11 protein-coding genes and 1 tRNA gene are annotated in these 22608 nt (G+C 60.9%); 6 read left to right on the top strand and 6 right to left on the bottom strand.

The window, feature by feature from the left end; genetic code table 11:
* The first annotated feature begins 604 nt into the window (after positions 1-604).
* Together NLY37_RS22675 and NLY37_RS22670 are read left to right on the top strand one after the other, a co-directional pair.
* Positions 605-3514 (top strand): hypothetical protein, encoded by a 2910-nt coding sequence (locus NLY37_RS22675; RefSeq protein WP_023742071.1) that lies wholly within the window; start codon positions 605-607, stop codon positions 3512-3514.
* A complete protein-coding gene (locus NLY37_RS22670; RefSeq protein WP_023742072.1) occupies positions 3511-6372 on the top strand; it encodes a DEAD/DEAH box helicase in 2862 nt (953 codons plus the stop codon). The genes NLY37_RS22675 and NLY37_RS22670 overlap by 4 nt, the downstream gene beginning before the upstream one ends.
* Here the strand turns inward: NLY37_RS22670 and NLY37_RS22665 are convergent.
* From NLY37_RS22665 to NLY37_RS22640, 6 genes are all read right to left on the bottom strand, one after another.
* A complete protein-coding gene (locus NLY37_RS22665) occupies positions 6353-7321 on the bottom strand; it encodes a hypothetical protein (protein ID WP_023742073.1) in 969 nt (322 codons plus the stop codon). The two genes, NLY37_RS22670 and NLY37_RS22665, sit on opposite strands and share 20 nt — an antisense overlap.
* A gap of 2 nt (positions 7322-7323) precedes the next feature.
* Positions 7324-9039: an NERD domain-containing protein gene (locus NLY37_RS22660; protein WP_023742074.1), complete on the bottom strand. Its 1716-nt coding sequence runs from the start codon at positions 9037-9039 to the stop codon at positions 7324-7326.
* Positions 9039-15221, bottom strand: coding sequence for a DEAD/DEAH box helicase family protein (locus tag NLY37_RS22655; protein ID WP_031246249.1), 6183 nt, complete (start codon positions 15219-15221; stop codon positions 9039-9041). Before NLY37_RS22655 ends, NLY37_RS22660 begins: the two co-directional genes overlap by 1 nt.
* Positions 15222-15462: 241 nt before the next feature.
* The gene (locus NLY37_RS22650; protein WP_245270970.1) at positions 15463-17550 is read right to left on the bottom strand and encodes a Druantia anti-phage system protein DruA; all 2088 of its coding nucleotides are present in this window, start codon (positions 17548-17550) and stop codon (positions 15463-15465) included.
* A 12-nt stretch (positions 17551-17562) separates the two neighbouring features.
* Positions 17563-19158 (bottom strand): ATP-binding protein, encoded by a 1596-nt coding sequence (locus tag NLY37_RS22645; protein WP_084558979.1) that lies wholly within the window; start codon positions 19156-19158, stop codon positions 17563-17565.
* 413 nt (positions 19159-19571) lie between these two features.
* A tRNA-Gly gene (locus NLY37_RS22640) sits at positions 19572-19646 on the bottom strand.
* Between the two features lie 216 nt (positions 19647-19862).
* Between NLY37_RS22640 and NLY37_RS22635 the strand changes: the two genes are divergently transcribed.
* The 4 genes from NLY37_RS22635 to NLY37_RS22620 all read left to right on the top strand — a co-directional run bounded on the left by NLY37_RS22635 (position 19863) and on the right by NLY37_RS22620 (position 22504).
* Positions 19863-20360 carry a prolyl-tRNA synthetase associated domain-containing protein gene (locus NLY37_RS22635; protein ID WP_023672125.1) on the top strand — a complete coding sequence of 166 codons (498 nt, stop codon included), beginning with the start codon at positions 19863-19865 and terminating at the stop codon, positions 20358-20360.
* 80 nt (positions 20361-20440) lie between these two features.
* Positions 20441-21448 carry a thioredoxin gene (gene trxA / locus NLY37_RS22630; RefSeq protein ID WP_023672124.1) on the top strand — a complete coding sequence of 336 codons (1008 nt, stop codon included), beginning with the start codon at positions 20441-20443 and terminating at the stop codon, positions 21446-21448.
* A 111-nt stretch (positions 21449-21559) separates the two neighbouring features.
* Positions 21560-22231 carry an LON peptidase substrate-binding domain-containing protein gene (locus NLY37_RS22625; protein ID WP_023672123.1) on the top strand — a complete coding sequence of 224 codons (672 nt, stop codon included), beginning with the start codon at positions 21560-21562 and terminating at the stop codon, positions 22229-22231.
* A gap of 30 nt (positions 22232-22261) precedes the next feature.
* On the top strand, positions 22262-22504 hold the full coding sequence (locus NLY37_RS22620) for a Trm112 family protein (RefSeq protein WP_023672122.1): 243 nt from the start codon (positions 22262-22264) through the stop codon (positions 22502-22504).
* Positions 22505-22608 lie beyond the last annotated feature (104 nt).

Raw genomic sequence — 22608 nt, 5'->3', positions numbered from 1 at the left:
AGGAGGCATTGAGCGTCGTTCCTGCCGCACTGACCCTCCCGCCGGGTTTCCTTGCCGAGGAGGGCCATGGCCTGAAGAAAGGCGCGGCCGCGCTTCGGCGCTCCCCGGAGACCCGTGCTGGCAAGACGCCTGCACCAACAGGCTTGCTGCTGGACGCTGACGCTTAAGCGATCACGAGCAGACAGGCGGCGCGAGTCACCTTGGAAGCACTACCGTGCGAGATCCCTGAAACAAGACAGCTTTCTGAATTGCTTCTCCCAACCCTGAAAGGTTGAATTTGTGCTGAACCTCGGAGCGGTCAATAAATCTGCCATATCTATTACCATGGTGATGCCGTGCTTTTTCTATGAATCTGAAGCTACCAATATTTTCATTCGAATCGCAGTGGCGCAGGGCCATTCCGACGGCGATCGCGTGGACTTGGGACGGGGCCACTTTTCTTGAGGATCGCTGCCCTTAGGAACGTCTATTGGTGGAGATGGCGGCGTAGTTCGCGACTGTTGTGCAATCCTCTTCCAGGCCAGCCATTTCGGCTCGACAAGAACGCGCCATTCGTAAACCATGACGGCTGGGGAATAGTGTAGACTCGGGGGAATGGGCGAGGATGTTTTCGTTAGGAGAAATCGATGGTTTCGAGCGACAGTTGAGGATGGCGCTCGTTACTCTCAACAAAAAGAAAATCCGAGATGTCACACTCATTGAAGCGGTGGATGACGCTGCGCTTTGGCCCGAAGCCTTTGATAGACTACAGCCGATCGCACCCACTGCGGATCTCAACCGCCTTATCGCACGAGTTCCGTTGTTCGTGTGCGCAGTCGCTGCGGAAATCGGGTTTCGCTTCGAGGGCGTTGGAACGGAATATTGGGCGAAGCTCGAAGAGGCGTTTGGCTTGGCCATCACCATGGCTCAGCGCGCCAAGATCGGCGAGGCATTCGACACTATCGCCGCGCGCTACAAGATATCCAGTCCGTCGGTCAGCGCGTTCAGTTCTCACTTTTCGATTATCGCTTGGCCGATCGCAAATGCGCTTCTACCAATAGACCTCATTGGGCCTGTCACCCGCCTCCTGGCCCGCGCGCCCGTCGCGGCGTTGCCCGGAACGGGACGTGCGATCAATTTTCCGAGCTTGCGTGCCTGGGCAAGTGCAGTTGAGGGCGCGCGACTCACAGATTGGCTCCGATTCGAAGCCCCCACAGGCCGCGTGCTCGATGCGCTCCTTGCGGAAAACCGCGGAAGCATTATTTCCGACGCCAGCTACGCGCGGCTACGCGATGCAATTGGGGCCAAACCGGAAGCCTTCTTAGCCGCTAAGGCCGCGCGGCTGCGTGCCCGTATCGCAAAAACAACCATTCGGGCCGAGCAAACGCCCGGCCGGTTAACCCTGTCGAACGACTCGTCGGTTCTGCGGTTATTTGTGACTTGGCCAAGCTTGCCGCCCGTTCTCCTAGAGGAAGCGCGCGCGACCGCGCGCGCGGCAGGGTGGCGGCCACGCTTATGGGGCGTGGGCGGCTTACTCCATCCCGACAATGCGTTGAGTGCCGGACCTTTCGAGTTGGCGTTGAAGGCAGTTCCCGCCAACGATGATCCCGCTTATCCCGGCGCGGCGGACGTTTTTGGGGTAGGCAGCGATGCTGCTGCGGCCCTCGCTGCGCGCCTCATCGACTGGAACCAGAACCTGCTGTTCGATCCCAATAGCGATCGCACTCGGGCCGAGCAGCGCTTCGATGTGCTCACCGGTACGTCCGGCTTCGTCTGGATTGCGACCAAGGCGGGAGGAATAATGCTGGACGGGCTTCGGCGACTTGGCGGCGCCGGTGGCTATACAGTTTACGAAGCCAATCTCGCGTACTCAGACCATCGTGCCATCCTGGAACGCGAAAAGCTACTCAGCGCGCAGAGCCGATCATTTCTCTCACGGCACCCGCTGGATGCCATCGGCGCGCCGCAAGGGGTTGTTCGCCCTCATCGTCCCTTTCTGCTGTACAGCGCCGAACGCGATCCAGACGAGCAGTTCAAACCGCAGCACCTGCGCGCCGGAGAGCGGATTCCTGCCGTTTCAGGCTTGGCGGGCCGACCAGGGCTTCGTAGCGAGGCTGCTTCGCCTGGAGAGACTGGGGTCGCAGACCTGATTTTGTTCGAGCGCGACGCTGCCTTTGAGGCGTTCATCGAACGTCGTCTGCAATTGCGTGTCGAAAGCCGCCTGCTTCTGACCGACATCACAATTACCGCCGAACTCGAAATCGGTGGGCGCCTCATCGCGCGAGGCCGTGACTGTCTGACGACGCTGCCGATGACGGTGCCCAGCGCATCGCCCTTGCTTGCACCTCTCTATGAGGATCGTATCCGCGCCAAGCTCTTAGAGGCGGGCCATGGATCGCTGCGGATATCAATTGCCCGCTCGATCACGCTTCAGATCAACCTCGAGCGCCCCGCTGCCTCGGTTGAATGGGTTGATGGCACGCCTGAACTAGTCGGCGGGGATTTCGAAACCGAGTTGGTCACAGCCACTGCACACCATCCACATCGCTTCGCGCGTGCCTCCGCGATAGAATTGCCGAGCCGAGGCGCCGCCGCTTTTGGCCTCAAACTGGCCGATGGGCGAATTGCCGATCCAATCCAACTTTTCACTTCAAACACCTTTGATCTTGGCGACTTCACGGCGCATTTTGGCGAGGACGTCGGGTCGCGGCGCATGTTTGATCGCGGTCGCGGCGTGGGAGACATCGCCCGTGCGCGCGTGGCCTGGGCGCGTGCGCGTTGCATCTCGCTCTCGGCGATCGCCGCCAAAACCCGGATCGTCCGCCAGTTTGAGGAGCCGTTAGTCATTAGTCTCTGCGGTCGCTCTTGGTCGCTCGCCGAGCAGGCGACACTTTCTAGTACGTCCGATCCGCATGCAGCCTTGTGGCACATTGCTTTGGAGCGCGGGCTTGCGACAGTCCCGGAAAGCACGACAGAGTACGATAGGGATATCTTTGCTCGGTCCTTCCGCCGCCACGCGAAGCTTCTTGATCCAGAATGGCCGTTAGTCAATGCCGAGCCGATCGACGGCGCGATGGACGAAGCACTGAACGCGGCGTTTAGCGAGAGCGTGATCGAACTTCATGAGAAGCGTGCGCTCCTTGATGTCGACGAGGATGATTGCGACTTCGGCAGCCCGGCCGAGGACTGGGAGCGCGCCGCAGCCGACGCTCTCCGGGCGACTCGGCGACCGGCGTTAGCCAGGTTGCTGGCGCCCTCCGAGGGCGGTCGGCAATTGGACCGTCGATCTTATGGTGACTTGAGCGTAGCCGAACTGGCAGAGGATCTCGTCGCCTGGACCAAGAAATGGGCGCTGCCTCGCGGCCAACTCAATCCCGAGGCGGCAGCGGGTGCTCTTCACCTGTGGCTTTCGCCTGCTGCGTGCGACGATGTCGACGTAGCGGTCCATGCAATGGCCGCCGATCCCTTCGTGTCGCGCGCGCTCCGCTATGCGGCCCTACGGTTCAGTGCCGAAACCGTCGAGGCGATCGGATGAGCGAGTTCCACCGCCTGCTTCTTGGGCTCCACGCTCAGGCACGCCGGATCGATCGCGACCAGGCGCTGCTTGGCGCGATCGGCGTCGGCGCAATTGCCTATACGCATCAGGTCGACAGCGTACACAGGATGGTCACAGCCCCTGCGTGTCGTTGGCTCCTCGCGGACGAGGTCGGACTCGGTAAGACCATTCAGTCGATTATGGTCATGCGCGCCCTCGCAGCGCAAAGCCCGCGGCCGCTTAATGTCGCTCTGGTCGTACCCGACGATCTTGTCTCACAATGGGAAGAGGAGTTGCTCTGCCGCGGCCACGTTCTTGCGCTGGAAAGCGGTGAGGAAGGTGGCGCCGTTGGAAATGTGGTCATGCGGCTCGTGCGCCCGAGCCGTCTACTCGCAGGAGGGAAAATCGCCGCCACCAGGATCGACTTGCTCTTGGTGGATGAGTTCACCAAGCTCCAGGCGCAAGTCCGGAGCGACCTCATCGCGGCGTCGCGGATTATCCCCAATGTCGTTGCGCTCACCGCGACACCTGCGCTCCACCTTGCCGCCACCCGGCGAGAACTAATGGCGCTGCTTGAGCCCGAGGCCGACCGGATTGCGAAAGCGGAGGATGGCGACATCCTGAAAGTGTTAGCTGAACGCGAGGCGCTGGCGATCGATCGCTACGGCAACCAATTTCAGGAAGCAGGCACGCGGCGAGCGGTCGAAGAGGCTTACGGTCTCTATCGCCATCTCATCCGCACTGCCCGAACCGACTATCCGGATGCGCTGCCCAAACGAATCTACCAACCGGTGCGGCTTGCTCCAACAGATGGCGACGTCGAACGCGCCCAGACGACGCGGGGCTACCTCGATGCTGCCAAGAGCAGCAATCTCGACATCCGACGCGAACTGCTTCTACAGGTGGGAGGCAGAAGCCCCGTGTCTCTTCGCGAGCGCTTGAGCACGCTGCGTCGCAGTTCGCCGGCGCTCCAGACCGCGTGGCAGCGGATCGACAGTTGCTTGCGGGCGGAATTTGGTGACGCCAAGCTCGATGCGCTGATCGACCATCTCCGCAGCGTCCATGCCCGCGATCCCGAAGCGCGCGTCGTGGTCGTTGCCGAAGATAATCCCACCACCGACTATCTGCGCGACGCGATCGAAAAACTCGCCGATGTGAAGGTCGCCAAGAAGCGGCGCTCGATCGGCGCCGCCGAAGTTCTTGAGGTCCAGATTGCAGGTCTCAAGGACGCGCTCGACGACTTCATCAGTGGCGAGGCGACTGTGCTCGTCGCCGCCGACGCGGCGCGCGAGGGACATAACCTCCAGTTTGCCGATGAGATCATCTTCTTTGCGCTACCCTGGTCTCCGCACGACATCCAGCAGTGGATCGGCCGTATAGACCGCCTCGGTACCAAGGGAGTGGCCGCCAACCGCCGTATCGCAATCACGCCGATTGTCATCGATGAATCAATCGAGGAGCAGATCCTCGAGGTGCTCGAAGGAACCGGGGTGTTCCGGAAGAGCGAGGTTTTCGACGAGTCTGAGTGGGAGCTTATCAGTAAGGCGATCGGAGCCGCCGCCGACGGAAGCGGCGGCGCTAGCTGGAACGACGCGGCGCGCGAGGCCAAGATACTCGGCGAGAGCTATGACGCATGGCTTCAGGCGACGCGGCTACCGCCGTCTCCCCGCACGGCGATCGCAACGCGCTGCGAAGCGCGCTACCGCAGCCGACCTTACGCGGCGCCCATGGCCGAGGTCGAGGATAGTATTCCAAACTGGTATTCAACGCGCGAGCGCGCGGCTGAGACGATGATCAAGATCGCGCGCGAAGACTATCTCGATGTGCGCGGCGCCCGAATGGGCGACCAGCGCTTCAGCACCATGTGGTACAAAAAACAGCCAGGCCCTGGTGATCTAACCCTACCAGATCTCGACACCCGAAATGCCTGGTACCGCCAAGCCTATATCACGCGGCGCGCCGCGATCGAATGTCCGCCCCGCACACATGTCGTCCATAAAGATCCGGAAAAGCGGCAACTGCATTTTTTTGACCACGGCTGCACGCTCCACGACAGCGCGATCGCAGCGTTCGAGATGCAAACGCCATCGACCAACATAATGACTGAGTTTGTCGCCGAATATCCAGTTGGCCATCCTGCTCTTCAATGGGTAGGGCGACGGCTGCTGGTCGCGACCGCCGAACTGGATTTGCGCAACGCGATCAGTCTGGATCTCGAAACGATCCTGGGGCTCAGCCCTTCGAAGGCGTCCAAGCCCGAGCAGGACGCGCGCAACCAAGCGGGGCGAAATGCGCTGGCGCAGTTTCAGGCAGACCGACGCTGGATGATCGATTTGGCGCCGCCCGAAATGCTGTTCACCGTCTATGTCGATGATGGCGACGATATGGTCATGGCGGACGTAGCGGCCTCTGCCCTGCTCGATCCGATCCATGACGGAAGAGTTGCGCGGCAGATCGGCAAGCTGCGGACGTCTCTATCGGGGGAGCGTCTTAAGGTTGCTCGCTCGATGGCCACCAATCGTCTAGGGAAACTCCGGCACGATTGTTTGGCGCGAGCCGTGGCGGCTGTACGGAACGCGGTCGAGAGGAGACGCTTCGCTGTGCGGGCAGACGCCAACAATCTGATCGATGCCGCGCGCAGCGAATTGACAGCGGCCCAGGGACTCGACTCCACACATGAGTTCAACAAAGCCGCGCAGCGCGGGGCGGCTTTGGCGCTTGAACTCGCTGAAACCAGTTGGACCGCGCGTGTTAGCCGACTTGAGGGCCTGGAGGAAGCCATGCAGGATGCCGGTCACCTGACAAACATGCGGATGTTCTGGATCGCGCCACGGACGTCTAGCGACGAGGGTCGATAAGGCCGGCGATCACTGCGTAACTGTTCGCGTCAATCTCCCAGGACCAGGAGCCGAGTTGCGTGCCGGTCAGCAGCGCCGCACGCTCTATTTGCCGCGGTGGCGGTGTCAGGAAGTCGAGTCTGCCAGTAGAGGGATCAAAACTCAGCGCCGGGTCGCCCGCAGCCAATGTCGCACCAACGGCGACCCAATTCCACAGATCCCGTGATTGCGGCTCCCACAGAGTTGCCATGCCACCCAAAACACTCAGCACCACTTGGCGCCGGACATAGCCTGATGTGATCACGGCCGGGAAGCAGCCGTCACCGGCAACGCGCTGCCAGCGGCCTGAAAGTGGCGCGCTGTCGCCTTGGCCGAAGTACCGGCCTCGGCCGCCCAAAACCGCGACCGTCTGGGGTTCGTCTAGCGAACAGCGCTCCCCGCTGGCGGCTAGCGTTTGTGCGAAAGCGAACAGCGCTGAGGCGCCCTCCTCTGATGCATCTGCGGCGCCTATTTCTACCAGAGCCGACCGCCATTCGGGCCGCCCGAGTTCATCAACCAGCGCGCTGGAAATCGTCGCCTCATCTGCGTTGGAGGCTGGCGACCGGCGAACGCTTGCGTGGGAATCCGCCCCAACCGCACCGCCGAGTAGCGCGACCTGATCGCTGCCCCAATGAACCCGTCGCGGCGGGGTGGTTGCATAGCCGCGGCCAGCACCGGTGGTGAACTCGTCGACGTCACCGCTCAGCAGGAGAATGCGGAGCGCCTCGTCAACGACCGATCGGAGCGCCGTCTCGTCGATCGCGAACGGTCGATAAGCCTCCTTCAATCCATTGGTGATGCGCCCGCGGCTGACGAATCCCGTCTCGACGACGGCGCCCCGGATGTGGCCGATCACCGTGCCGAGCGAGGGCAGCCCTTTATCATCGGTTTCCATTCCGATCGCGGAAGCCCAGTCTTTGAATTCGTTCATTTTTAGGAACCCACCGCGACGGCCGCTGCCAGCGCACCATCTAGGCTTTCTTTGGCAGCGCGGTCACGGGTGACGATTACAAGGTGCGAACGGGCGCGGGTTAGTGCGACATAGAGGTCACTCACCGTGAACAGCGTGCCGAGCCCGGCGAAATCACAGAGGATGACCACGTCGGCCTCAAGCCCTTTAAAGCTTCGCGCGGTGCTGCACAGCACACCCTTGCCCTCGCGCCATTGGCCGGCCTCCTCCACGAGCGGCACGCCGTCTATCGCGGCGACGTTGGCGAGCGGTCCCTTGGCCTTGCTCGCGGGCCCGATGATTGCGATCTGGCGTGGCTCGAGTCGATGCTCCTTCAGAAGAGAACGAACCTCCTGCTGGACCAATCCACTGATTGCAGAGGGGTTCTGCGGGACGATCATTTTGGGCGGACGCCCGAGCGGAGCCAGTTCGAAGGATTCGCTCGCAATTCTAGTGGCGACGTTGGCGCAGGCAACGATCCGGCGGGTGTTGCGGCAATTCACATCGAGCGCGAAGCGGAAGGCGCCATCGATCGGAGGCTCAATGGGATCGCGCCGCAAACTCTGCGCCTTGTCGAGGAAGGCCCAGATCGGACCTTTACTATCCCTGAGATATTCAAGCGCATCCCACCAACTGGGTGAAAAATCCTGCGCTTCATCGATGACGATCGCGGCAAAGGGCTGGCCGTCGGGATAAAGTTCCATGGCAGCCTCAGCTAGCCGGTCGGACGCAATTTCATCCCACCAACGCGCGGGATCCTGGGTGTTCACCGTGAAGTCAACCCCTGCCTGTCTGCATAGATCGGCGGCGAGGCGGTGAAAGTGGGCGACGATGATCTTGCCGCCATTCTCGACGAGATCGTCCGCCATCTCCTCGCGCACCCATTTGGCGAGTTCAGCATTGAAGCAGCTAAAGAGCACTGAAGAGTATTTTGCGGCGAAGGAACGTGCGCGCTGTATGGCGAGCAGCGTCTTTCCTGATCCTGCGACACCTTCGATGATCGCCCGCGGATTGGCGTCAAATCCGCGGAGTACCCGCAGTTGTTGGCTCGTAAGGCGTGCTAGCGTCTCGGCGGTCGCGTCGACACTGATCCGAAGCGGCTCGTAGACGCGAAATTCGGGCGCAAGCGCGCGGCGGACCGCATCGAACTGCTGGACCGACAGTTCTTTTTTTCCCCCACCGCCCGCTTTGAAGGCTCGTAGGATTGCAGTCTCGATATCATCAAGGTCGTCCATGGTGATGACCGCCTCAGCGGGTAGGTCGGCAGGGGGATAGTCCTTGAACAGGCAATGCGGAAAGGCTACTGCGACCGAGATCCATGTCTGGTCGGAAGTCGCCTTGCCGCAGATATGCTCGATCCGCTTCTTGAGCGTCCTTAGACTGCCCCGCGCCTGGCGCACCGGATCCTTAATCTCATTGAGTCCCGCTTTTACATGCCGATACCATTGCCGGCCCTTGAGTGTGATCTCGCCGCCTTTCACCTCTAGAATGAGCAGACCGTATTGCCGGTGAAGGACGAGGAAGTCGGCCTCGCCCTCACGCGCCGGCTCGCCAATATCGTCGCGTGCGGGATTCACCCATGGCAGCGAGTGCATGACGATATAGCCAGTGCCGAGGCTCGTCTGCATTACTCGCGCGATGTCGGCTTCCGAGCCATGTTCCATCGTGTCGGGATCTATCGAAGGGATGAACTGCGCCATCAGTTGAGCGCCCTCACAAACAACGCGATCGGCTCGACCGCGTCCGGCGCCATGATCAGTTCGCTTGGACATTCCAGATCATATTTGGATGATGCGCGGTAACGCACGCGCACGCCGCCTCCATTGCTCACCGGCTGCGGGATACCGACTGTCCAGCTATCGCTGGTCGCGCCAAATGCCTTACCGTCGGTCCGGCGGACCAGATAAACATCCTTACTGCTCGGCTCCCCGCTGATCGGACGGAACAGGCACATTGTCCCTTTGGCCACCTCGCCACCTGCGCCGTCGCCATTTTTGCCGCTGAGCGTGTTGGCGTTGAGCCTGAACAGGATGTCACCAGGTTCGGCACCCGCTACGGTGAAGCGTGGCACAGCGCCAACTGGCGCCAGGTCACCGGCAACAACCATGGCCGGCGTCACTTCAGGTACACCATCGGGATCCGCCTTGAGACCGACGGTTGGATCGACGTTCGGCACCGACAGAGCAACATTCGACGCTATTGGCAGCGCGCGCAACACTAGGAGGATATCGACGGCGATCGTGTCCTTCCCCTCTGCAAGCGCTCGTGCTCGCGGCGAGCAAGGCTCAGTTTCCAGGAACGGGTGCGACAAGCAAATGACCTGGCCGTCGGCATCGATCAAACCGCCATCGGCTCGCGTAACCTTCGCACCGCTTTCGATCAGATCATTACAGAGCCGGTCGAGTGCATAATCCTCGCGCGCCGGCTCGATCCCGAGAGGCTTCCCCTTGAAGCAGGCACGCAGCAAGTCGGCGCCGATTCGCCGGTCGAACAGCGCATGTTCATAGCGGTTCTTGTACGAGCGCAGGCATTGGTAACAACTATCATCGCAATTGCATTGATCGAGAAGGTCAAGCGCAACGTTGACTAGACGCTGCGGATCGCGTGCAGCTGCCTTGACGAAGCCGGCCCCGCCAGTTGCCTGATCATAAAGGTAAAGATCGATGAATTGGCTGGTGCCATCGCTCGGCGCGAAGCGGAAATCGCCGTCAATATCATTTGGCTCGAGATCATCGAGCTTACAAGCAGCACGTCTTAGCGCCTCGACCGCCGAACGCGCGGCGATCGTTGTCGACGGCCGGTCAGGGTTAAGTTGCCAAGCCCTCGGTAGTGCCAGGCGAAACACGGCGACGTCGGTGTCGAACTCGTTGCCGAGGACGATCTTTGCGACCTGCCCGCTGCACTGATCTGGCTCCTTGGGACGATTGGGCCGCGGACGATTGTGGGGCTGGCCACTGCCGAGTTGACGCAAGGTTTGATCGAATTCAGCCGGCTCAATGCGCCCGCACTGCGTACAATAATTGAAACCAGGCTTTGCCGCGCTGAGCGAGCCCCGATTGGTTACGACCAGAGTCTTGCTGTCGCTCCAACCCTCCCATCCGGTTCCGATCGACCAGCGCTCACCTCCTATGTGCGCGGAGGGCGCGAATTGGAGCGCATCAAGGGTCGCACGGGTCGGCCGCAAGGGCATGCCAGGTTCGAAATCGGGCGGATTGGCGGCGACGCTTGGCGGGTGCGAGAATCCGGTTGGGCGCACCCAGCGTCGTCCTGGTCCCAGCGTAGCCCGACCGCTGCACGCGGGGCAGTCACGGGTCTGCTCGGTATGGCCCTTATCCCATTCGAGCAGATCGGCGTAGTTGCAAACCCGGCACTGGAAGTAGAGTTGCCTGTTACGATAGGCTTCGACGCGCTCCTCATCGCGTTCGGAGTAAAGCCCGAGCGATAGATAGCGCTTGCCATCGACCCAGACTTCGCGCCCCGGCGCATATTGACTGAGCGCGGCATTCAAGCCTTGCTGAGGCGAGTAGCGCCGTTTCGGATTCCAAGGGTCCGTTCCATCTTCGAACACGCTAAATGTCGCTACATCGGTCGGGAAGGCGTACTTGGGAAGCAAACCAGCATCAAACAGCCGATCGAGGAGCTTGCCGTTGTCATTGACCCTATGGTCCTCGTCGGCACTGTCCTCCATGCCCTCATTTTCAGTGTCGTTGTCACTTTCGGCGACGGAGGCCATCTTGGGAGGCGGCGCGGCCTCCGGCACTTGCGTCAGGGCCTTTTCGAGCGCGTTCGGGAAACTATTGAGCAACTCGTTCGCATCGAGGGTCCGGCACGACGCCGTGAACAACCGGTCAAGATCAGCGCGCAGCCCACCGCGATGATCGGCTATCCATTGCGTGAAACCCACGAGTGAAAAAACATCCCTGGCGCCAGTCAAAAAAGCAGTAACCCCGCCGAGCGAGGAGAATACGTCCGAACTCGCACCCACCGTGTCGATCCGGTCCTGTTGGAAACGCCCGATCAGGTAGGCGAAGGCCTGACGTTTGGCGATCACAGGATTATTGAGATTGAGGATTGGGTCGGGCGCCGGCCCGGCGACGATCGGCGCCGGATCTCGAAAGAAGCTCTGGTCGTGGCTATCCGCGCCGCAGAACATGACCACGGTCGAAAGACCGGCGCCGCGGCGGCCGGCACGACCGGCGCGCTGTTGGTAGTTGGCGCGGCCCGGTGGCACGTTACGAAGCGAGACCGCAGTCAAGCCGCCTATATCGATACCGACCTCCATCGTGGTGGTGCAACTCAGGATGTCGATGGGCGAACTCGTCTGACCGTCCTGTTCGATAGGAATGTCTTGAAACCGTAGTTCATAGGCTTCGTTCCGCGACATTGCGTTTGCCTGGCCGCTGTCGTTCAGGGCTGCCGAATGCTCTTCGGCCACGAGTTGGTGCGGAGCATAGGCGTCGTTCTCGTCTGTCAGCCTCTCCCAAAGCCGCCGGTAGAAAGCCTTCCGGCTACGGAACACCGCATCGTTGGCCGGATCGATGAGCTTGGCAGTCCCGGTGCAATAGCCGCATCTGTCGCCCAGCAGAGGATTCCGGGGGGAGACTGCGGTACAACGCTCGCAACGGATCCACTCGGTCTTGTCGCTGATTTCGAGGGCGACCTTCCCCGCTTGGATGAAATAAGTACCGGTCGCTCCCGATGCGAACACTTCGCGTAGCGTGGGCTCACAGGTTTCGAGATAGTCGCCCTTCAGCCAGACCTTCAGACCACGGTCTTCAAGAATCTTCGCAATCTTTCGCGAGAACTTGCCGTTCCACTCGCGGATGGTCGACGAGCCGTGAGCACCTACAAGCGTCTGGTCCGTGTGCTGAAGTTTGATCGCATGCTTGCGCGTCGCCTGCCATAACCAGAGTTCGACGAGTGCCGTGCGCACCTCGTCATCACCCAACCCCGGAATGGTCGGAAGCTTCAGCCCTTCGCTGAGCTTCCGTTGGTCAGTTTTTGTGAGCTTGGGCCTGAGCGTCGCCAGCGCGAGAGGGGAGAGACCGGTATGATTGTCTTGGAGCACCGAGTAGATACTTTTAAAGACTGAAAGCGGCGTGTGATGCTCGGAAGTCTGGCCGGTGAGCCCGCTGAAATCTTGGCTCTCCGCATCAACGTCGTTGACAAGCCTTAGCGCCTCCTTGCCGGCCCAATCCATGCGGCCACCATCATCTCCGATAGGGCGCAATCGAACCTGATGCTTGGCGGCGCCTAGCGCGACTGCTAGCGGCGCATCGTCGAGCGAAGCTTTGTAAGTGGGGTGCTTGAGCGAAGCCATGCCGGCTAACAGCAGCGGCCGCAGACTATCTCGGAACGAAAAAGTTTTCAGCGTGCCGGCTAACCTCGAGGCTGTTTGTCGTCCGTCAGAGAAGACCAGCGCCTTACGACCCTGGAGCGCCGTCTGGATTTGCGGACGGGGCGGCTGCTCAAGCACCTGGACCGAGATCAATTCCTGGAAGGGTTGGTCTCCCTTGGTCTGCAAATCCGAGATGCCATTCAACTGGCCATCGCCGCATGGCGCATCGCAACGGGGACAATTGTCGAAGAGTTGCTTGGGGCCGAGTTTCGGCGGCAGCCATACCTCACGCGCAAACTGCCCCGCGCCGTCTATACGGCCCGACCTCAGATCCAGATAGTTGGCGCGCACCATGTTCGCGGTCTGCGGCATCGGGTCTTCCAAGCAGACATGGACCGGCTCGATTAGTCCCGTTTCGCCGGCATAGGCGCGACCATTGTCCTGCCAGAGATGTTCGGTGCCAGCGGGCGCTCCTATGCTCGCCCGCGCCACCGCGAGCCCGCATGAGCGGCAGCTGTGAAGCTCATAGACTTGGCTGCCGCAGTCACAGTTCTGGCGCGGCTCCGCATAGATCCTTCCAGTCGGGCCGCCGCGCTCATCTTCTGCGACTTGATTGCAATCTGGGTTCACGCACGCCCACAGGCCGGGAAGCCCACGAAAGAGCATGTGAATGCGGGCGGGCAAGATTGGCGGGTCATTGGGGCTCGGCTTGGCGAGCGAGGCGAGTTCGAGCAACGCATCGACCGCCGCTACGGCGATCGGACCAGACGAATTCGGGAATAGTACCGGTGGCAGGTCGGAAAACGCCCAAGCGGCACCTTCGGCCTTAACTGGATCGGAAGGCGACACGGCTCCTGACGTTATGTTGCGCAACCGGCCTATCACCGGGAGCCCGTCAAGCAATTCATTTAGGGCAGCAGGCAGATCGTCGCTAGCCGGCGAGAATCTCTCCGGCGTCGCAGTGCCAAGATCATAGTGCCGGCGTACCGCAACGGTGCCATCCGAGCATGAGACGCCGTCAACGACGAGGAAAGGCTGCTCCGTTTGGGCGCTGCCGCCGGGGGGCACGAGCACTTGTTCCTCGATACGATCCCCTATGGGATCAAGACCGTGGACGCTGGCGATAATTTCCTTCGCACCGCTGTCCATCCGCCGGAGCGTGACGGGGGCGCCTACTGCATTGGGCGCGAGCTTTGCGATAGGTGTGAGCACCGCCGACCGTTCACCGAGCACGGACGATTGGAGTGCTTTGAGCGGGACCGCGGCAAACGCGTTAGCGAGGTCGGCCGGCCCCGGCCCTGCGGGCGTGACCGCGCGCTTCTCGCCCACGAGCGTCGTCACGGAAGCCGGCGTGAGGCCGGTCAGCTTGGCAACGAACACCTTGGCCGCCTCGGGGTTCGTGAAAGAAGCGCTGGTGGCGATGAACACGACCCGGTCTACTGGAAGACCAAGCCGATCCAGCAACCTGCGGATTAGATAGGCGACCTCCGTGCCGTTGGCGCCTCGGTAAAGGTGCGACTCGTCCAAGATCAGGAAGAACTTCTCGTCCGGGTGCGCTTCGAAGAAACCGCGGGTGTCTGTGAATATCTCGCGTTCGATCGGGCGGAGCAGCATATACTCGAGCATTGAGTAGTTGGTGACGAGTAGGTCGGGGCTGGCTTCCTGGATTTCGTGCCGGGTCAGCAGTTCAGGATCCTCAGCCCGTTCGTTGGCGCGCAGCGGATCGCCGTTGGCATCCGACCAGTGTTGGCCGGCATTGCCGTACCAATCGCGTAGGCCGTCAAATGCGCCGACGGCGCTGTCGGGCTTGGAGGGCCAGCGGCCCTTGCCGCTGAGTGTGCGAACAAGCTTCTGGTCCCCCTCGTTCCCCGCACGCGCGCTGTCTTCGATCTTTAGATAGTATTCAAGCGTTTTGAGCCGAGCCTGATCACGCTTGCCGTTGCGAAGGCCTGGATAAAGCGTTCGCCCTGTATAGCGACCGAACTTGGCTGGCCGTCCGGCCGAAGACGTGAACCACCCCCGAACTGCAGACGAGCCAAACAACGTTCGCAGGCGGCCGAGTTGATCATTGACCAGTGCGTTCATCGGATAGAGCAGCAGCGCGCGGACCGCACGGGTTGCGAAACGATCAGGCCGATGAGCGGCCTCGTCAGCTAGCCGCGCCAGTATTGGCAGAAGGAAACTCTCGGTCTTGCCCGACCCGGTACCGGTGGTAACGACAATGCCCGTCCCGCCGGAGTCGTCGCGCATCGTTGCTTCAAGAGCCTGCGCCTGATGCTCGTAAGGAGGGTTGAAGAGAAGTTGCCCAGAGTCTTTTGACGCCAGGTCGGTCAGGAAGTCCCGAATGTCTTGGGGGAGATTGAGAGTAGAGAATGCACGATCCCCGACATATGTCGGCGTACTTTCGATGTAAGGAGTTTGTGCAATCCCACCTTCCATCAGAAGGCGGTGGCGCAGGCTGACAAGTTTGGGGTGCGACAGGTGGTAAGTCGCTTCAATGTAGGAGGCAAGCGCCTCGCGCATGTCGGCAATCTCGGTCCGCACCCAATCCCCCCATATTCTTTTTATTTCAGCTCCAGCGACATCGGAGCTTCTGGACACGTTAACACTGCCGCAAAGTTGTGACTACTGTCCGGTAAACTTTTCCATGTGGCACCGTATTTTGACTATTGATTCTAATTTGTAGGTTTTAAGAGTGCTTTGAAAGCAAACTGCATGAGACCGATAGAATACACCCGAAAACCAGCAACAAATGTTGGCGAGCTCCCGCGCTCCTTCTGCCAAATCAACCTTGCTCCCATAGAACAATATTCGCTGGACGGAGACTAGCTTGCACACTGGCCGGTCCGAGATCAGCCATGGTTTCGAGCGTCTTCTCGCGTTGCGATCGGCCGGCGAGCCAGCGCCGCCGCCAGGCCTCGCCAATCGCCGCTGTTGTTTCAGGACGGAAATTCGCTGCCTCCATGCCGAAGAGCGCTTCGCGAGAGTTGGTTCCGAGTTCACATGCGTAGAAGAGGCGGGGCGTTGCGTGGTTGAGAATGGAGTCGCTGGCCACGCCCAGCGCGTCCAAGCCCTCCCGGATTTCCCGCAGGCGCGGGCTCGTACCCTCGCCAAACCGATTGTTGACGCGTCGGGATACGTGTCGGGTCTGCGCCATTAGGCGAAGCGCCTGGGCAGTTTCAGAGCCGAGATGGAGCGTGCCGAACCCGCCGGTAAGGCTCTTGCCGATCGCCCTCCAACACACATTCGCGCGAATCCCCGGATGATCGGCCGCTTTTAGCGAAAGTCGATTGTATTGACTCGACCCGATGCCATAGAGGCTCGTCGTCGTGAGTATGCGAAGGTCTGCAGGCTTCAAGATCGGACGGCCTGCCATCTGTGATGCGATTACGCTGATCTGCGAACCATAACGATCGGAATAGGCCTCATGAACCTCGCGCGACGCGAGCAGCAGCGCCACAAGCTTTCCACCGAGGATTTCGTTGTAAGGATGGATAGCGCCGCAAACGCTGACATCGGCAACACGGCTTGAGAGGCCGGCTTTCCGGAATTCCGTGAGCACAATATCGATGGCGCGCTGCCCACTGCGTGCCGCAAGTAACTGTTCGAGCGCAGCGGATGGATCACTTTTTAGGCCGGCGGCTCGGAACATCTGTTTCGCGAAGAGAAGTTGCGACAGGAGTTCGGCGCGTTTGCGAACGAATAGAAGATCTTGTGATGCTCCAAGCCAATCAGCGTCTTGCGTAACGTGTTTCAACGCTCCGCGCATTGGCCTGATTTTGTCGCCCGCCTCCCGCTGAATCTCGTAATGCGCACGGAGTTGCAACTCACGCGCGAAAGCAGCGCCCGATGCTTTCTGCTCAAGTCGAAGAACCGTGCTTTCGGCTGGCTCGGCAATCTCGACGGCGGTCGCGAGATCGTCCCATCGAACGGCAGCGATCGATTCCTCGAGACGGGCGAGCAACGCCGCCGCGAACACCGGTGGTTCCCAGTTGCCAGCGCGTAGCCGTGTCTCGGACTCTTCTCGCAACCATCCTATCCACTTGTCTCGAACTGTTACTCGCATCACCGGGCTCGCCAGCATGGCGATGCCAATGACAGGGCGATTTCGACGTGCTGCATTGCGGACAAGGATAAGGAGTTGTCGACCGGGGACGGGGCGATACTCGTGTGCCCAAGTATGGCGGAAGTACCGCCAGATATCGATCAGTGGTAGACCGGTATCGCTGCACTTGGCGCCAGACTGGCAAATTTCGACGACAGGATCGACGACGTTGGCAAGCGCTTCGCTTCGTTCGGCTTCGGGTCGTTCCGATACGCGCCGCAACTCCATGGCGAGATCGGCGCCATTATCTACCAAATCGAGGATCGAGCTTCTAACGCCGGGAGGCCGGGCCGTCCGCCGTTCCATGCGCCGAAGGAAGGCCGCGACCGGTGGCTCCCTGAGTTGCCGCTGTCGAGCGCTCTGCAACGCTGCCCTGACCCGAGCTTTGACGTCTTCGACCGTCTGCCCGTCAGTCCGCGCAATGCCAGGGGGTTCAAAGAGGATTTGGCTTTCATCGATGGCAATTCGCCATCCCTGCTCGAACAAGTCCGCCATTAGGAGGCAAATTGTCCGGAGCTTCGCACTAAGACCATCGTCGATGTAGCGGCGAGCAAGTGATCTAAGTGCATCGGCAAAGCTCGATGGAGTACCTTCGCCTAACTTGAGGAGCGAATAGAGTTCCTTGCGCTCATCGGGCGCTAGGAAGGGAGAGAAGGCGCGGAATCGACCTGGAGCAATACTATCCTTGCGCTCCGACATTCCGTTCGAATCCCCTTTGCCATGAGTCGCTTCGCTGTCCACTCCGCTCATGCCAAAAATGCGCGCCATGCGCTAGTGCGCCTAGCGCGTATCATCTGCGCTGCCTGCTATTTGAGGCGCCTTTGTGATGGGAGTGAGCGCGAATCCCAACCCATCTGACCAATCGTCAAGCAGGCACTCATAATCGGATCGATGGCGGCCTCCTGACGAACTTGCGCGATCGACAATGTGGCCCACGAGCGCCCGAAGCGCCTGAGCGGTCTCGATTGTTGAAGCCGTCCCGTTGAAAAGCGGATGCCTGTCGCTGGGACTGAGGACAAGGCTGGCGGTATCTCGGGTGAACAGTGCAAGCGCCCGCCCAGGTCGACGGTTCCGCACTAGAACCGGTGGCTTGGTTGGCTCCTCCGGGCTCGTCGGATCCACCGGCGGACCGTCAACACTGCGTCCTTCCAGTTTTGCCGATCGAACTTTCCCGCGGAGTTGTTCGATCGCTTTTGGCAAGCCGGCCTGGCGGAGTGCATCCCAAACAGCAGAGGACACGGAAACCTGCTGCTTGGACGTCGTGACGCCGAACATCTCATCGAGCGAAGCGGAGAATTCCACCTCAACACGGATGTAACGATCGTTATTAATGAACAGCGTCCAGGGCGCGCGAGACTGAACGTCGATGATCCGCCCATTCCGACTGAAGATTAACCCGTGATAGTCCTTGAGGATTGGAAAGCGGGCGTTCGCGTTGAGCCCCACAGCGTCGCGTGTCTTGTCGACCGCGCCAAAGGTCGGCGGAAGCCACGCATAACGAAGAGAAATCCAGCCTTCCTGGTTGGCTGCGGCAAGATTTCGGACCTTGATATCAATCCGATCGAGCGGTTGTGCCCGATCTTCGTCTAGCGAGTGCAACTCGCATCCGGGGGTCAGGAACAGAGGATCAATTGGAGGAACGCGATGACCGTCAACATGAATCGAAGTCCCGTTGGTCAACTTGTGGTAAGTCACTCCGAAATGTCGGATAAGGTTGGTTCGCATCCCCAGCGTTGTGGCCCAATCAAGCCGGTCGAGTTTCTCGATGAGGACAATTGTCCCGGAATGCCATCCCTGAGGGAAAGTGCGTCTTAGGTGCTCGTGGATGAAGGCCGGGAGCCTTGCTCGTAGAGGAGATGGAAGCGCAACATCTCCTCCGGAATTGCGATATTTCCCAGCATCTAGGGCATCGAGATCCAGCGTAACAGCGAAGAGTTGGCCCGCGGACACCTTGGAGGCGATAGTGAAACGTCGCCCCATGCTGACCGCTGAACACGGCAAGCCATAACCGTAGCGGCCAAGACCAGTGCGATCATTCTCACGGTGGGTCCCGCCCCACATCATCGCGAGCCTGAGCATTTCGGGCGCCATTCCGTGCCCATCGTCGATGACCGCTACCTGTGAAGGTTTTTTGAGTGAGCCGCCCTCTTCGTAGCCAAAAACGAGGTCGACACGCTGTGAATAGGCCTGGATGGAATTGTCGATTAGTTCAGCGATAGCGTCGACATTGCTGCGATAGCCGATATGTCGGATGCCGCGAACAAAGGCCTCGGGTATTGTCAGGCCTATTTGGCTTTCCCTGTGTTTCGAGTCTGCGTATTTGCGCTGAGCCAACAAAACCGATTCGACACCGGTAATGCCTCCAACTCTCGCCATTGGCAGTCCCTCCCAGGTTCCATCGACTGCTGCCGCAGCTAACAGGTCTTATACGGCATTGTTCGCGTATCGGCAGTTTAGGCGAACCGGAACTGGATGCACTATTGCCCCCCTGGTCCAAATTGTCATCGACCGGAACGGAGCGAATATGCAGGTCATTCAACGAAACCGTATGTGTCGCATGTCCGGTTTGAGTGGGTAGAACTAGTCGGCCGCTATTCAACACGAAGCGGTTTCGATCAGCGAGCTTAGGTCGTCGCTGGGCCAACACATCGCGTTCCCCGCTTGCCGTCGGCGATAACCACCTCGCGTGAATTATGTTGAAGAGCGCTCCCCCCAACACTCCCCAGCCCCAGACAGCAAAAAGGCCCGGTTACCCGGGCCCTTTAAGCTTTTCAAATCTAAAGAAGATTTGGAGCGGGTGAAGCGATTCGAACGCTCGACCCCAACCTTGGCAAGGTTGTGCTCTACCCCTGAGCTACACCCGCTCACACGGCCCTTTGGCCGCAAGCCGGGCCTATATGGCTGAAGAGCGCGGCGATTGCAACAGGGAAATGACGGGCTTTTTGGTCGCGCCAAATCGCTTGGCGGAACCTTGTCGGCCACGCGGGTGGTTCATCGACTTCCCGCATGACGGTCTTGTCTCGGCGGCATCATTGGCCGTAAACGGCTTTGCCGCGCGCCGATACAGGGGAAGACCACCAATGCCGAAGACCGAAGCCGAGCTTTTCGCCTTTCTTGCCGATCTCGGCATATCAGTGTCGACCGTGCGCCATCCGCCGCTCTATACGGTGGCCGATTCGCAGTCGCTGCGCGGCGAGATACCGGGCGGGCACACGAAAAATCTGTTTCTCAAGGACAAGAAGGACAATTTCTTCCTGGTCAGCGTCGGCGAGGAGGCGGTCGTCGACCTGAAGCAGATCCACACGATGATCGGCGCCGCCGGCCGGGTGTCGTTCGGCAAGCCGGAGATGCTGATGGAGCTGCTCGGTGTCATTCCGGGCGCGGTCACCGTGTTCGGGCTGATCAACGACACCGAAAGACGGGTCAAAGTGGTGCTCGACCAGGATTTGATAGCACATGCGACAGTCAACGCGCATCCGCTGACCAATGAGGCGACGACGTCGATCGCGTCCGCCGACCTCATCAGATTCGTCGAGGCAACCGGACATGATGCTGCTATCTTGAAAGTCTCGGCTTGATCGCCACATGGATGGCGAAAACTGACCTCTAGTTAAGGACGTCGCGCTGCTCCGCTGGGCGCGATCGGAAGGGCGACGACATGAGCGACAACAACAATCCGTTTGGCGGCCAATTCGGCGGCAATTCTGGCCAGTACACCACGTCCGTGCAATATGGCGGCGCCGAGCCGGCCAAGTCGGCACTTGGCCCGACACCCGGCGCAGCACCTGCCGCTGGCGAGCTGATCAAGGACACCACGACCGCCACTTTCGCCGCCGACGTCATCCAGGAATCGCGCAAACAGCCGGTACTGGTCGATTTCTGGGCGCCGTGGTGCGGGCCCTGCAAGCAGCTCACGCCGCTTCTGGAAAAGGCGGTCAAGGCCGCCGGCGGCAAGGTCAAGCTGGTCAAAATGAACATTGACGATCATCCCTCGATCGCCGGCCAGCTCGGCATCCAATCGATCCCGGCGGTCATCGCCTTCAAGGACGGCCAGCCTGTCGACGGCTTCATGGGCGCCATCCCCGAGAGCCAGATCGCCGAGTTCATCACCAAGGTCGGCGGCAAGGGCAATGGTGCGCCGCCGGTGGCCGAAGCACTGGCCGCGGCGGCGGAAGCGCATGCGGCGGGCGATGCGCAGACCGCAGCCGACATTTACGACGCCATCCTGGCGCAAGCGCCGGAGACGATCGAGGCGATTGCCGGGCTGGGCGAGCTTCTGTTCGAGGCCGGCGACAGCGACGGCGCCGAGGCGCTGCTGGCAACGGCGCCGGAGGCCAAGAAAAATGCGCCGGCACTTGCCGCGCTGCGTGCCAAGATGACGCTGGCTGCGGAAGCGGCAGCACTTGGCAATCCAGCTGAATTCGAGCAGCGACTGGCCGCCAATCCCGGCGACCACCAGGCGCGTTTCGACCTCGCCATGATCCAGAACGCCAAGGGCGAGCGCCATGCGGCGGCCGACAATCTTCTGGCGATTATAAAAGCCGACCGGACGTGGAACGAGGACGGCGCCAGGGCGCAGCTGCTGAAACTGTTCGAGGCCTGGGGCATGACCGACGAGGCGACGCTGGCGGCACGGCGCAAATTGTCGTCGCTGCTGTTTTCCTGAGCCGTTTGCCGGCCAAATTGCCGGGGCGTGGCTGTCGGGCCTTGCGGTCGGCGGCCGCCGCGCCAGATTAGGCCGATAACATCGCGCCCGAAGCGGGTCGGAGGAGTGAAGGTGCAGGTCGGAAACGCATTTTACCGGGTCGGCAAGGATCTGCCGGCAACCATTCCGGTGTTTCCGCTTGCCGGCGCGCTGCTGCTGCCGGGCGGGCGCATGCCGCTCAACATCTTCGAGCCGCGCTACCTGCAGATGGTGGATGAGGCGATCGCCGGCGCGCGGCTGATCGGCATCGTCCAGCCCAGCCTCAATGGCGCGTTGCGCGCCGACGGGGAGCCGGAACTGTGCAATGTCGGCTGCGCCGGGCGCATCATCTCGATGGCCGAGAGCGGCGACGGCCGCTATCTGGTTTCGCTGCAGGGCGTCTGCCGTTTCCGCATCACCAGCGAATTGCCGGTGAAGACGCCTTTCCGGAAATGCAAGCTGGCGCCGTTCCTCACCGATCTTGCCGAAGACCAGGCGGCAAGCGAGGTCGACCGGCCGGCGCTGTTGAAAGCGTTTCGCGCTTATCTGCAGGCCAACGATCTCGAAGCCGATTGGGAAAGCGTCAGCCGCGCCGAGAACACCATGCTGGTCAATGCGCTGTCGATGATGGCGCCCTACGGACCGGCCGAGAAACAGGCGCTGCTGGAGGCGCCCGACCTGAAAGCCCGCGCGGAGACGCTGATCGCGATCACCGAAATGGCGCTGGCGCGCGAGAATGAGGACTTTGGCTCCAGCCTGCAATAAGGGCTGAGCCGATGGCTGAAGGGGGATCCAATGGCTGCGGATGGGCGTGACGGCAAGTCGGTCAATGTCGATCCAAAATTGCTGGAGCTGCTGGCCTGCCCGCTGACCAAGGGGCCGCTGGCCTGGGACCCGGTGCGCGGCGAGTTGATCTCGCGGCTTGCCAAGCTCGCTTATCCCGTGCGCGACGGCATCCCGATCATGCTGCCCTCGGAGGCGCGGACTATTTCGGCGGAAGACGTGCTGTCGCCGCCGCGATTGGGTGGGCCGGGCTGAAGGGCCAGGGGTGGTTCAAACGGACCTCAGCCTAAGAAGCCATTCTGTTGGCGATCCTTCGCGCCCCCCTCTGCCCTTGCCGGCATTAATGTCATGGGCTCCCG

It is taken from the genome of Mesorhizobium sp. C395A (assembly GCF_030323205.1).
In the GTDB taxonomy this organism is placed as follows: Bacteria; Pseudomonadota; Alphaproteobacteria; order Rhizobiales; family Rhizobiaceae; genus Mesorhizobium.
Note: the sequence above shows the minus strand (reverse complement) of the source record. Positions and strands in the feature narration are given on the sequence as shown.